General features: G+C 62.1%; 9 protein-coding genes and 2 pseudogenes. 6 read left to right on the forward strand and 5 right to left on the reverse strand.

Annotated features, from left to right (window positions below):
- Positions 1-37 precede the first annotated feature (37 nt).
- The 6 genes from AB4O25_RS07925 to AB4O25_RS07950 are packed head-to-tail and all read left to right on the forward strand — an operon-like array spanning position 38 to position 6,098.
- Positions 38-2,959 carry a monovalent cation/H+ antiporter subunit A gene (locus AB4O25_RS07925; protein WP_460150728.1) on the forward strand — a complete coding sequence of 974 codons (2,922 nt, stop codon included), beginning with the start codon at positions 38-40 and terminating at the stop codon, positions 2,957-2,959.
- Positions 2,959-3,303: a Na+/H+ antiporter subunit C gene (locus AB4O25_RS07930; RefSeq protein WP_003192163.1), complete on the forward strand. Its 345-nt coding sequence runs from the start codon at positions 2,959-2,961 to the stop codon at positions 3,301-3,303. Before AB4O25_RS07925 ends, AB4O25_RS07930 begins: the two co-directional genes overlap by 1 nt.
- On the forward strand, positions 3,300-4,982 hold the full coding sequence (locus AB4O25_RS07935; protein ID WP_460150729.1) for a monovalent cation/H+ antiporter subunit D: 1,683 nt from the start codon (positions 3,300-3,302) through the stop codon (positions 4,980-4,982). Before AB4O25_RS07930 ends, AB4O25_RS07935 begins: the two co-directional genes overlap by 4 nt.
- Positions 4,979-5,467, forward strand: coding sequence for a Na+/H+ antiporter subunit E (locus AB4O25_RS07940; protein WP_017527141.1), 489 nt, complete (start codon positions 4,979-4,981; stop codon positions 5,465-5,467). Before AB4O25_RS07935 ends, AB4O25_RS07940 begins: the two co-directional genes overlap by 4 nt.
- A complete protein-coding gene (locus AB4O25_RS07945) occupies positions 5,464-5,742 on the forward strand; it encodes a K+/H+ antiporter subunit F (RefSeq protein ID WP_017527140.1) in 279 nt (92 codons plus the stop codon). Before AB4O25_RS07940 ends, AB4O25_RS07945 begins: the two co-directional genes overlap by 4 nt.
- Entirely contained in the window at positions 5,739-6,098 is a 360-nt protein-coding gene (locus AB4O25_RS07950) for a Na+/H+ antiporter subunit G (protein ID WP_017527139.1), read from the forward strand. The genes AB4O25_RS07945 and AB4O25_RS07950 overlap by 4 nt, the downstream gene beginning before the upstream one ends.
- Here AB4O25_RS07950 and AB4O25_RS07955 read toward each other — a convergent pair.
- The 5 genes and pseudogenes from AB4O25_RS07955 to AB4O25_RS07975 form a co-directional block, all read right to left on the reverse strand.
- Complete coding sequence (locus tag AB4O25_RS07955) at positions 6,090-7,544, reverse strand: hypothetical protein (protein ID WP_460150730.1); 1,455 nt, start codon at positions 7,542-7,544, stop codon at positions 6,090-6,092. The two genes, AB4O25_RS07950 and AB4O25_RS07955, sit on opposite strands and share 9 nt — an antisense overlap.
- A complete protein-coding gene (locus AB4O25_RS07960; protein WP_460150731.1) occupies positions 7,469-8,515 on the reverse strand; it encodes a hypothetical protein in 1,047 nt (348 codons plus the stop codon). The genes AB4O25_RS07955 and AB4O25_RS07960 overlap by 76 nt, the downstream gene beginning before the upstream one ends.
- 183 nt (positions 8,516-8,698) lie before the next feature.
- Positions 8,699-9,676 (reverse strand): hypothetical protein, encoded by a 978-nt coding sequence (locus tag AB4O25_RS07965; protein WP_460150732.1) that lies wholly within the window; start codon positions 9,674-9,676, stop codon positions 8,699-8,701.
- Positions 9,677-10,203: 527 nt separating this feature from the next.
- Positions 10,204-11,586, reverse strand: a pseudogene (cysS, locus tag AB4O25_RS07970) (cysteine--tRNA ligase).
- Positions 11,587-11,601: 15 nt separating this feature from the next.
- Positions 11,602-13,301, reverse strand: a pseudogene (locus AB4O25_RS07975) (glutamine--tRNA ligase/YqeY domain fusion protein).
- Between the last annotated feature and the right edge of the window lie 222 nt (positions 13,302-13,523).

The following is a 13,523-nucleotide window of genomic DNA, read 5'->3' on the forward strand; positions in this document are numbered from 1 at the left end:
GTATGATGCATCCCAAACTCCCGCAGATTAGAAGCCTATGTCCCTGATAGTTCTACTGCTTCTGCCTTTTGTCGGCAGCTGTCTGGCGGCCTTGCTGCCGCACAACGCACGTAACACCGAATCCCTGCTGGCCGGCCTCGTGGCGCTGGTGGGGACTGTTCAGGTTGCCCTGCTCTACCCCCAGGTCGCCTATGGCGGCGTGATCCGCGAAGAATTCATGTGGTTGCCCAGCCTGGGGCTGAACATCGTGCTGCGCATGGATGGCTTCGCCTGGTTGTTCTCGATGCTGGTGCTGGGCATCGGCACGCTGGTGTCGCTGTATGCGCGCTACTACATGTCGCCGGAAGACCCGGTGCCGCGGTTCTTCGCGTTCTTCCTGGCGTTTATGGGCGCCATGCTCGGGCTGGTGATCTCCGGCAATCTGGTGCAGATCGTGTTCTTTTGGGAACTGACCAGCCTGTTCTCGTTCCTGCTGATCGGCTACTGGCACCACCGCGCCGATGCACGACGCGGCGCCTATATGGCGTTGATGGTCACCGGCGCGGGCGGCTTGTGCCTGTTGGCGGGGGTGATGCTGCTGGGGCATATCGTCGGCAGCTATGACCTGGACCAGGTGCTGGCGGCGGGCGATCAGATTCGCGCGCACTCGCTGTACCCGGTGATGCTGACCCTGGTGCTGATCGGCGCGTTGAGCAAGAGCGCGCAGTTCCCGTTCCACTTCTGGCTGCCCCACGCCATGGCGGCGCCGACACCGGTTTCCGCTTACCTGCATTCGGCGACGATGGTGAAGGCCGGCGTGTTCCTGCTGGCCCGCCTGTGGCCATCGCTGTCGGGCAGCGAAGAATGGTTCTGGATCGTCGGCGGTGCCGGCGCCCTCACCCTCCTCCTCGGCGCTTACTGCGCCATGTTTCAAAACGATCTCAAAGGCCTGCTGGCCTACTCCACCATCAGCCACCTCGGGCTGATCACCTTGCTGCTGGGGCTCAACAGCCCGCTGGCCGCCGTCGCGGCAGTGTTCCATATCCTCAACCACGCCACCTTCAAGGCCTCGCTGTTCATGGCGGCGGGCATCATCGACCACGAAAGCGGCACGCGGGACATCCGCAAGCTCAGCGGCCTGGTGCGGCTGATCCCGTTTACCGCGACCCTGGCGATGGTGGCCAGCGCCTCCATGGCCGGCGTGCCGTTGCTCAATGGTTTCCTGTCCAAAGAGATGTTCTTCGCCGAAACGGTGTTTATCTCGGCGACAAAATGGGTGGAAATCGCCCTGCCGGTGATTGCGACCATCGCCGGCACATTCAGCGTGGCCTATGCCCTGCGCTTTACCGTCGATGTGTTCTTCGGCCCGCCCGCCACCGATTTGCCGCACACGCCCCACGAACCACCGCGCTGGATGCGCGCGCCGGTTGAGCTGCTGGTATTGACCTGCCTGTTGGTGGGGATCTTCCCGGCCCAGATGGTCGGTTCGGTCCTCGCCGCCGCCGCGTTGCCGGTGGTGGGCGGTGTGCTGCCGCAGTACAGCCTGGCGATCTGGCATGGCTGGAACGCGCCGATGATCATGAGCCTGGTGGCCATGACCGGCGGCGTGGTGCTCTACCTGATGCTGCGCAAGCAACTCAAGCGCGGTCGCTTCAAATACCCGCCGGTCATCAGCTACTTCAACGGCAAGCGCGGTTTCGAACGCTGCCTGGTGGTGATGATGCGCGGGGTACGCAAGATCGAAAAACGCATCAGCACCAAGCGCCTGCAAACGCAGTTGTTCCTGCTGGTGATCGTCGCGGTGATAGGCGCCATGATCCCGCTGCTGCACAGTGGCCTCACCTGGGGCGAGCGGCCGAAGATCCCCGGTTCCGTCGTGTTCGTAACCTTGTGGCTGCTGGCGATTGCCTGTGCCCTGGGCGCCGCCTGGCAAGCCAAGTATCACCGGCTCGCGGCCCTGACCATGGTCAGCGTGTGCGGCCTGATGACCTGCGTGACCTTCGTGTGGTTCTCGGCGCCGGACCTGGCGCTGACCCAATTGGTCGTCGAAGTCGTCACCACGGTGCTGATCCTGCTCGGCCTGCGCTGGTTGCCACGGCGGATCGAAGACGTCTCGCCACTGCCCAGTTCGTTGCGCAAGGCCCGTGTCCGTCGCCTGCGTGACTTCTTGTTGTCCACCGTGGTCGGTGGCGGCATGGCGCTGCTGTCCTACGCGATGCTGACGCGCCAGACGCCCAACGACATTTCCTCGTTCTACTTGAGCCGTGCCCTGCCCGAAGGCGGCGGCAGCAATGTAGTGAACGTGATGCTGGTGGACTTCCGGGGCTTCGACACCCTGGGCGAAATCACCGTGCTCGGCGCCGTGGCGCTGACCGTCTACGCGCTGCTGCGCCGCTTCCGCCCTTCGAAGGAAAGCATGCAACTGCCCGCGCAACAGCGCCAACTGGCGCCGGACGTGGCCACCGACCTGGTCAACCCGCGCCAGGCCAGCGACACCGCCCTGGGCTTCATGATGGTGCCGGCGGTATTGGTGCGCCTGCTGCTGCCGATTGCGCTGGTGGTGTCGTTCTACCTGTTCATGCGCGGCCACAACCAACCGGGCGGCGGATTCGTCGCAGGCTTGGTGATGTCGGTGGCGTTCATTCTGCAATACATGGTCGCCGGTACGCAGTGGGTCGAAGCGCAGATGCGCCTGCGGCCGATGCGCTGGATGGGCTTCGGGCTGCTGTCGGCGACCCTCACCGGGCTCGGCGCGCTGTTTGTCGGCTACCCGTTCCTCACCACCCATACCTGGCATGTGAGCCTGCCGCTGCTGGGCGATATCCATGTAGCCAGTGCGTTGTTTTTCGACGTTGGGGTGTACGCCATGGTGGTCGGTTCCACCCTGCTGATGCTCACCGCCCTCGGCCACCAATCGGTGCGCGCGCACAAACCGAGCAACCAGCCCCAAGCCGTTGCCGCAACAGAAGGAGCCGCCTGATGGAAGAAGTCATCGCGATTGCCATTGGGGTCCTGGCGGCCTCCGGTGTGTGGTTGATCCTGCGCCCGCGAACGTTCCAGGTGGTGATGGGCCTGTGCCTGTTGTCGTATGGGGTCAACCTGTTCATTTTCAGCATGGGCAGCCTGTTTATCGGCAAGGAGCCGATCATCAAGGACGGTGTGCCGCAGGACCTGCTCAACTACACCGATCCGCTGCCTCAGGCACTGGTACTCACGGCCATCGTCATCAGCTTCGCCATGACCGCATTGTTCCTGGTGGTGCTGCTGGCCTCCCGAGGCCTGACCGGCACCGACCACGTGGATGGCCGGGAGCCCAAGGAATGAATGGGGTCAATCAACTGATCGTCGCGCCGATCCTGCTGCCGTTGCTGACCGCCGGGCTGATGCTGATGCTCGGCGAGAAGCGCCGCCCGCTCAAGGCGCGCATCAATCTGTTCTCCAGCCTGATCGGCCTGGGCATTGCCGTGTTGCTGCTGTACTGGACGCAACAAGACGGCCCCGGCTCGATTGGCGTGTACCTGCCGGGCAACTGGCAAGTGCCGTTCGGCATCGTGCTGGTGGTGGACCCGCTGTCGGCGCTGATGCTGGTGCTCACCGGGATCATCGGCGTGAGCGCGCTGCTGTTCGCCATGGCCCGCTGGGACCGTGCCGGCACCAGTTTCCATGCCCTGTTCCAGGTTCAGATGATGGGCCTGTATGGCGCCTTCCTTACGGCCGACCTGTTCAACCTGTTCGTGTTCTTCGAAGTGCTGCTGGCGGCGTCCTACGGTTTGATGCTGCACGGTTCCGGCCGCGCGCGGGTGTCGGCGGGGCTGCATTACATCGCGATCAACCTGCTGGCGTCGTCATTGTTCCTGATTGGCGCGGCGATGATCTATGGCGTCACCGGCACGCTGAATTTCGCCGACCTGGCGCTGAAAATCCCGTTGGTGCCCGAAGCGGACCGTGGCCTGCTGCACGCGGGTGCGGCGATCCTGGCGACGGCGTTCCTGGCCAAGGCCGGCATGTGGCCGCTGAATTTCTGGCTGGCGCCCGCCTACTCCTCGGCCAGCGCGCCGGTGGCGGCGATGTTTGCGATCATGACCAAGGTCGGCGTGTACACCGTGCTGCGTTTGTGGACCCTGCTGTTTTCCGGCCAGGCCGGCGCATCGGCGCTGTTTGGCGGCGACTGGCTGGTGTATGGCGGCATGGCGACCATCGTCTGCGCGGCGCTGGCCATGCTGGCGGCGCAGCGGCTGGAACGCATGGCGAGCCTGAGCATTCTGGTATCGGCCGGGATCCTGCTGTCGTCGGTGGGCTTTGCCCAGCCGAGCCTCACCGCCGGGGCGCTGTTCTATCTGGTCAGCTCCACCTTGGCGCTGAGCGCACTGTTCCTGCTGGCGGAATTGATCGAGCGGTCGCGCTCGGCCAATGACCTGCCGCTGGATGAAGAAATCGATGCGCTGCCCAAGGCCATGGAGTCGCTGCATCCACGGCCAGGCGTGAATCTGGATGACGAACAGAAAGCCGTGGTCGGCCAGGTCATTCCCTGGACCATGGCCTTCCTGGGCTTGAGTTTTATCGCCTGTGCGCTGCTGATCATCGGCATGCCGCCGTTGTCCGGGTTTATCGGCAAGCTCAGCCTCTTGAGTGCGCTGGTCAACCCGCTGGGCCTGGGCAATGCCGTGGATGAGCCGATTCGCCCGGCGGCCTGGGGCCTGGTGGCGCTGCTGATTCTGTCCGGGCTGGCTTCATTGATCGCCTTTGCGCGCTTGGGCATCCAACGCTTCTGGACCCCCGAAGAGCGCCCTTCGCCGCTGTTGCGGCGCTATGAGTGCCTGCCGATCTTCCTGCTGCTGGGCCTGAGCATTGCGCTGACCTTCAAGGCTGAACCCCTGCTGCACTACACGTTGGCCACCGCCCAGAGCCCGAACAACCCGGAGCGCTACGTGATGGCCGTGATGGCCACGCGCCCGGTGCCTAGCCCTGAAGCCAAGGCCGCCGCACGGGAGGTACAGCCATGAAACGCCTGCTCCCTGCCCCGTGGTTATCGCTGGCCTTGTGCATACTGTGGCTGCTGCTGAACCTGTCGGTCAGCCCCGGCAACCTGCTATTGGGCGCACTGCTGGGCGTTCTTGCGCCGTGGATGATGGCACCGCTGCGCCCGCAACCGATAAGCCTGCGCCGTCCCGGCGTGATCCTGCGCCTGTTTCTGCTGGTGGGCCGCGACGTGATTGTCTCCAACCTGCAAGTGGCGTGGCGCGTCCTGACCTGCGGCTCACGCCCGCCACACTCGCGCTTCATCAAGATCCCCCTGGATCTGCGCAGCCCCAACGGCCTCGCCGCGCTGTCGATGATCACCACGGTGATTCCCGGCACCATCTGGTCGGAGCTGGCCCTGGACCGCAGCCTCCTGCTGTTGCATGTCTTCGACCTGCACGATGAAGCGCCGTTTATCGAACACTTCAAAGCCACCTATGAACGGCCCCTGATGGAGATCTTCGAATGAGCGCCCTGCTCGCCAATGCGATCCTGTTCAGCCTGTTTTTGTTCTCGCTGGCCATGGTGCTAACCCTGGTGCGCCTGTTCAAAGGCCCCTCGGCCCAGGACCGGGTCCTGGCGCTGGACTACCTGTATATCCTGGCGATGCTGATGATGCTGGTGCTGGGCATCCGGTACGCCAGTGATACCTACTTTGAAGCGGCGCTGTTGATCGCGCTGTTCGGCTTCGTCGGCTCGTTTGCCCTGGCCAAATTCCTGCTGCGTGGGGAGGTGATTGAATGATGCCGTTATGGGTGGAAATCCTCGTGGCTGTGCTGCTGGTATTAAGCAGTGTGTTCGCGCTGATCGGAGCAATTGGCTTGCTGCGCATGAAGGACTTCTTCCAGCGCATGCACCCGCCGGCGCTGGCCTCGACGCTGGGTGCATGGTGTGTGGCGTTGGCGTCGATCATCTATTTTTCGGTACTCAAGTCCGGGCCGGTGTTGCACGGTTGGTTGATCCCGATTCTGCTGTCGATCACCGTGCCGGTGACTACCCTTTTGCTGGCGCGTACGGCGCTGTTTCGCAAACGCATGGCCGGTGACGATGTGCCCGCCGAGGTCAGCAGTCGCCGAGCTGAACGCTCCAAATCAGCCTAGCGACGCCATCGGCCCGTGGGTGCTAAGGGTGTGTTGGGACAAAACCCTGGAGGGCGAGCCGAACGGTAAACCGCTGTGGGGATTGATCGCATACCATTGCCCCCCTGCCTGGATCGCCTGCAACTCCACTTGGTTAACCGTGCCCTGCAGGGGAGTCACCTGCTGGGCATTCGCCTTATTGAGCATGTCGACGACCGTGGGAGTGGTGTCACGGGTGAAGCGAAGCTTTGCAAAAATATCAACCGGTGCATACACGCCCATCCCGATTCTGACGGGGACACCCTTGCTCGAACGTCTTAAAAAGTTGGTGAGTCGACCCGGCAGGCTCGGCAGGTTGGATAAGCCATCCGCCGGGTTGAACATGCCACGCAGCAATGCCGTGCCTTCCTTAAGAGCAGAAATGCCAAATGCCTGCTTGTTCAGGCGCGAGGCAAACTTGACCGCCTTCCAGGCTTTGCGGGCGCCCTGAAGTCCTCCCGCGCCAATCAGCAGCAACGCATCGATTGCCAAACCTTTTAAGCCGTCTTTGATGTTGCCCTCATAGATATCCACCAATGGGCCGATGAACGAAATCATCGACACCAGTGCGCGACCGTTTTCCCCACTCGTCAGACGATTGACGTAGCCTCGAACAGTGTCTTCGCTGGGCAGCATGGCATTGGCATGGTCAATGAGTTCCTGGCGATGCCCGCTGAAATTGCCCAGGTAATTACCCGTCAGGACAGTGTCGACAATCGCCTGGCTTTTAGCCGAGGCAAAGGTGTCGGGCACCCAGTCATTACGGTTGTCACCGGAGCCTTTGGCCGTTGACCCCGCCAGGGAAGCACCGACTTTGGAAATGATGACCTTAGACCAGGTGTTCTCGCGAGGGGCCTCCCCGGTGAGGTAGGCGTTGAAATCAAAAGGCTGCCTTGTGCCCCGCAGATACCAGTGGGTCTTCTCGCCACTTCTCCATCTGGGCACGGTCTCTTTTTCAAGGACGCCCCCCTTCAGGTTCAATGACTTGTTCCCCGCCAGACTGGCCGTGCGATCAATGATCGTCCCGGACGTGGGAAAAAATTCGAGGTAGCGGTATTTACCGTTGTATTTGCTGCGCAGCAGTACCCCGTGCCACCCACGGTTCCGGGCTACCTTATTGCCCTTGGCAGCGTCGTCCTTCTGCGTTTCTCCGGTTTCCCTACGCAGCCTGTAGACGTCGACTTCCCCCCATTCAAGCGCCTGCCGAACGTCAAGCGGCAGGTTTGCAAGGCTCATCTTCATCAGCGAGGGCATCGCACCTTTGACATCACTCAGGTACTGATCGACTGCACCTGCGACCTGATCGGCAATACGCGGGAGTGTCTGTATTCGGGCTTCAAATTGCGCTTGGGTCATTCGAGGGTGGCTGAATTTGAACCAATGCTCATGCAGATCGCCCGTTGCATACGCCTCGACCAGGTCGGCCACTTCGTATTAATGCCCACACCCGATAGGCTGTGTATCGTCGCCGGCTTCCTCAACGTGAGCGTTTCGATCTCACGCTCATTCAGCTCCGGAAATGCCTGTTTCAGTGCCTTGATTGCCAGACTGCTACGCGTGGGCGGCGCCGTCCCCAGTGTGACGACAGACTGCTCGAGCGCCTCGCTGCGACGGGCTATGGCGCTAGACGCCAACTGGTAATCCTCTGGCGTATAGCGGTTGTCGCTGCGCCGCGGCACGGCCCCCGTCATGACCCCTGCATCCAGCACCAACTTGGCACCAAGCCCTATGGCCAGGACCTGTTGTTGCGGCTGCACGGCTTGCAGGGTGGTCAATGCGCCAAGCTCGGTGAGGCTCATGCCGCGACTGGCGCCGGCACCGCCCCACACTTCAGCCAATGCGGTGCCCAGGCTGAGCGTCATCCACGCCGGGCTGCCGATACGTATTTTGCCTGGCGCCTGGCGTAGCGGCCCGGGGAGCGCTGCAGACTCCTGCTGGTCCGGTTTCACCAAAAACTCCGGGGCGGCATGTGCCAGGAACAGATGAGCCACCAACGGTGCAGCCCGTACGCTCACGCCTTTCTTCTCGATCAGGTGCTTTTCAAAGTCTTTGCGTACGGCCCCCATCTCACGGCCCATGTTGGCCGGCGTATAAAACGGGTAACCCGCGGCGCTTCCCGGGACGCCGGGAACATCTGGGTCGACACTGAGCAGGATGGCGCTGGTCAGCAGGTTTTTGTGTTGCGCGGCATCACTGTCGGCGTTCCCCGTATACCAATTCAACGCCTGGGCGAGCTCCAGCCCCCACTGCCGGGCCTGCGGGGTGTTGAGTATGTCGTCCCAGATCTGGTCTGCCTTGGCGGCTGTTTCCTGCGGGTCGACGTGTGTCACCGCGTGCAGGCCCAAGGCGAACCCTATCGTATTGGCGCCATACTTCTGATCCGTCGCCAACGCGATCAACTTGGTTTTGTCACCCGCCGACAAGGCGCCCGCAGCCAATGCTGAGGCAGTAATGTCGCGTAATTACCGACAGGCGTCGTCGGCGCGAAGTAGGTGCGCAGCCATTTGGCAGCGGCGCGAGCCTGGCCGGCGGTATCGAGCGCCCCCAGGCCCATCGACCTGGCGACCTGGCGCAGATCGTGGCTATCGTCCTGAATAGAGCGCGTTACCGAACGGTTCGCTCGACACGACGACCGCCGCCAATGCGTCTTTCAGCGGCTGGCTCCAACGGTCACTGACAGGTACCTCCAACCATTGATTCAGCGTGGGTTGCAGCACTTGCAGACGGCCTTCGCTGATACGCACCGGCCGGTCCGGCAATGTTTGCCCAAGGTCCGCCAAAACACCCTGCATCTCGGGGCGTGCAATCAGCTCGGCCAGGCGTGTGCGAGCCTCGTGATCGCTCTTTAACGGGTGTGTTCGAGACACCTCGAACGCGGTAGCCGATAACGCTATCGGCTTATCGTCTTCAAGGCCCTGCGCCACTCGCTGCAAGGCGTCCGCCAGGTTGTGTCGGTCGTCCATTTCAGCGATACCGCGCTTGGCCCATTCGAGCCTGAGTTGGCGGTTACGTGTCTGGGCTGTGGAGAGCGCGGGCCAACCCGCCTCCAGCGTCGCGGCCAATGCGCTCGCTTGCTCCGGGGTGTGAGGCGGCTGAACGCCATAAAACAGGCTCGCCACGTTGCGAGAAATGTGCGAGCTGGCGGCAGAGACGTAAGGCACGCCGTGGTGTGAGGGGTCCAGTGCTTCGAGCGCGCGCATCACTCGACCGGATATTTGCCACCAGCCGCAGGTGTCTTGCAACGCATAGGTTTGGCGGGTGACCACACCATCGCGGGTGACCAGGCCCGTTACGCCGTTGTGGCCAATAACGACCGAGTCCAGTGAAAACCCCTTGCTCCTCAACCAGGCCAGTACTTCGGGCTGATTCACCACTTGCTTGTAGATCTCGAACGGTCGCGAGATCAGGGCGTTCGCGGGTACGCTCACCGACGAGTCAGACACGCTTGCCATTTTCCCGGTCAATTGTGTTTGCAGGGTTTTATCTGCTTCGACGGAGGCAGACGCCGGGCCATCCAGCATGCCCAGGGTGTGACGCGTGGGGCTGGAGGGCACGTTCAAAAGCGAGCGTTTTTTCGCGCCGTGCAGCGGTTTCCTCGAACGCTGATGTACCAAAGGGAAGCGGCGCCACGTGCCCGCCCGGCGCTCGCAATAACCCGTTGCCTGGAGGCGAGCCGGGCTGCGCAGTGTTCTCAGACGAAACGGCGATGCGCGGGCCCTCAGGCTCAGGCGATGGGTGGGAGGGGTACAGACTGTTGCGTGCGTGGAGATTGATCATGGAGACCGGCATATTCAACCCTCTTAAAAGAGACTTTTGAAAATGTCCTCGTCCTAAGAACAGGTGCTGTCAAACGCGTTACCTATGCGTCAGCGGGTAGAGGTTATGTGAACCTGTCATCGCTGATCGGCAGGCCAGAGAGGCCTCTTATTCGCTAAGTGGGGAAGTGGCGGCGGGAGGTTCCATTTCATACAGGCTTGCGGGCTTGCCTCTCACATCACTTGAGATCGCGAGGAGAGCGTTGAGAACACAAAAAAAAACGCCCCGAACCAGTCGGGGCGTTTTTTATTCAGCGTGCGGCAACCAAGCCTCAGTCAGCCAACCGCCACGTCGTCCCACCCTTGCCGTCTTCCAACACCACACCCATCGCGGTCAGTTGGTCACGGATACGGTCGGACTCCGCCCAGTCCTTGCCTGCGCGAGCGGCCAGGCGCGCCTGAATCAGCGCATCCACCTCAGCCGCATCCACACGCCCTTCAGCGCCGGCTTGCAGGAAGTCATCGGCGTGCATCTGCAACACGCCCAGCACGCTGGCCAGCTCTTTGAGGCGCGCCGCCAGGCCGCCGCCGCGTCGAGATCGCTCTCGCGCAGGCGGTTGATCTCGCGCACCATTTCGAACAGCACCGCGCAGGCTTCCGGGGTGCCGAAGTCGTCGTTCATGACTTCGGTAAAGCGTGCCACGAACGCTTCGCCGCCGGCCGGAGCCACTGCGGGAAGGCCTTTCAACGCGTGGTAGAACCGCTCCAGGGCGCCCTTGGCATCCTTGAGGTTGTCTTCCGAGTAGTTGATGGCGCTGCGGTAATGGCTGGACACCAGCAGGTAACGCACCACTTCCGGGTGGTACTTTTCCAGCACGTCGCGGATGGTGAAGAAGTTGTTCAAGGACTTGGACATCTTCTCGCCATTGATGCGGATCATGCCGCAGTGCATCCAGGCGTTGGCGTAGGTCTTGCCGGTGGCGGCTTCGCTCTGGGCGATTTCGTTTTCGTGGTGCGGGAACTCCAGGTCGCTGCCGCCACCATGAATGTCGAAGGTCTCGCCCAGGCGGCAGGTGGACATCACCGAGCATTCGATGTGCCAACCCGGACGCCCGGCGCCCCATGGCGACTCCCAGCTTGGCTCGCCGGGCTTGGTGGCTTTCCACAGCACGAAATCGAGCGGGTCCTGCGCCGGCTTCGTCGACTTCGATGCGCGCGCCGATGCGCAGGTCTTCGATCTTCTTGCGCGACAGCTTGCCGTAGCCCATGAACTTGGCGACGCGGTAGTACACGTCGCCATTGCCGGGGGCGTAGGCATAGCCCTTGTCGATCAGGGTCTGGATCATCGCGTGCATGCCAGGGATGTGGTCGGTGGCACGCGGTTCCATGTCCGGCTTGAGGATGTTGAGGCGCGCCTCGTCCTCGTGCATCGCGGTGATCATGCGCTCGGTCAGCGCGTCGAACGCCTCGCCGTTTTCATTGGCGCGGTTGATGATCTTGTCGTCGATGTCGGTGATGTTGCGCACATAGGTCAGGTCGTAACCGCTGAAACGCAACCAGCGGGTCACCAGGTCGAAGGCAACCATGCTGCGGCCGTGGCCGATGTGGCAGTAGTCGTACACGGTCATGCCGCACACGTACATGCGCACTTTGTTGCCATCGAGCGGCTTGAAGACTTCTTTGGTCTTGCTGAGTGTGTTGTAGATCGTTAACACGACAACTCCCTTAAATCACTGGCCCCACGAATCACGCAAGGTCACGGTACGGTTGAATACCGGATGACCAGGTTTGGAGTCCTTGATATCCGCGCAGAAGTAACCTTCGCGCTCGAACTGGAAACGGTCTTCCGGCTGTGCGTCGCCAAGCGATGGCTCGGCACGACAACCCGTAGTACTTGCAGGGAGTCAGGGTTGATGTTGTCGAGGAAACTCGCGCTGTCTTCGGCCTTCTCGGGGTTGGGCGAACGGAACAGACGATCGTACAGGCGCACTTCGCACTCGATGCTGGCGGCGGCCGGCACCCAGTGGACCACACCCTTGACCTTGCGGCCTTCAGGGTTCTTGCCCAGGGTGTCCGGGTCGTACGAGCAACGCAGTTCGACGATGTTGCCATCGGCGTCCTTGATCGCTTCGTCAGCGCGGATCACGTAGCTGCCACGCAGGCGCACTTCGCCATTGGGCTCCAGGCGCTTGTAGCCCTTCGGCGGTTCTTCCATGAAGTCATCGCGGTCGATGTAGAGTTCACGGGCGAACGGCAGCTTGCGCACGCCGAGTTCTTCTTTTTGCGGGTGACGCGGCAGTTCGAGGTGTTCGACCTGGTCTTGCGGGTAGTTGGTGATCACGACTTTCAGCGGGCGCAGCACGCACATGGCGCGCGGGGCGTTGGCGTCGAGGTCCTGGCGGATGCTGAATTCGAGCATGCCAAAGTCGACCACGCCGTCGGAACGGTTGGTGCCGACCATGTCGCAGAAGTTGCGGATCGACGCCGGGGTGTAGCCGCGACGGCGGAAGCCCGACAGCGTCGACATGCGCGGGTCATCCCAGCCATGCACGTGTTTTTCATCGACCAGTTGCTTGAGCTTGCGCTTGCTGGTGATGGTGTAGTTCAGGTTCAGGCGGCTGAATTCGTACTGGCGCGGCTGCGCCGGCACCGGCAGGTTGCTCAGGAACCACTCGTACAGCGGGCGATGGCTTTCGAATTCCAGGGTGCAGATGGAGTGGGTGATGCCTTCGATGGCGTCCGACTGACCGTGGGTGAAATCGTAGTTGGGGTAGATGCACCACTTGTCACCGGTCTGGTGGTGGTGGGCATGGCGGATGCGGTACATGATCGGGTCGCGCAGGTTCATGTTCGGCGAGGCCATGTCGATCTTGGCGCGCAACACGCGGGCGCCGTCCGGGAACTCACCGGCGCGCATGCGGGCGAACCAGTCGAGGTTCTCCTCCACGGAGCGGTCACGGAACGGGCTGTTCTTGCCCGGCTCGGTGAGGCTGCCACGGTATTCCTTGGCTTGCTCGGGGCTCAGGTCGTCGACGTAGGCCTTGCCGGCCTTGATCAGCTCGACGGCCCAGTCGTGCAACTGGTCGAAGTACTGCGAGGCATAGCGCACTTCACCGGACCATTCGAAGCCCAGCCACTTCACGTCGCTTTCGATCGCGTCGATGTATTCCTGGTCTTCCTTGGCCGGGTTGGTGTCGTCGAAACGCAAGTGCGTGACGCCACCGAACTCCTGGGCCAGGCCGAAGTTCACACAGATCGACTTGGCGTGACCGATGTGCAGATAGCCGTTGGGCTCTGGCGGGAAACGGGTGACGATCTGCGTGTGCTTGCCCGAATCCAGGTCCGCCTGGATGATCGGGCGCAGGAAATTGACCGGGACGGCAGGTCCGGCCTTGGCGTTCGAGGTAGGGTCGACAGTGGGCTTGCTCATGGGATCCTTGAACAGACAGGTTCGTGGCCGGTTGGGGCCAGATAAAACAAAGGGCTCATGATAGCCGAAGCAGTCAAGACACTGACAGAGCGCGGCCAATTAATTGCCCGGGCGGTAAAAAACCACCTCGAAATTCGCACGGGGCAGGCTAAACTGCGCGCGCTTGGCCGCCGTTTAGCCAGACAGGTAAAGCGTTTATTCGCCCAAACCCACGAATTCCCT

This window comes from Pseudomonas sp. S3_A03, from assembly GCF_054668275.1.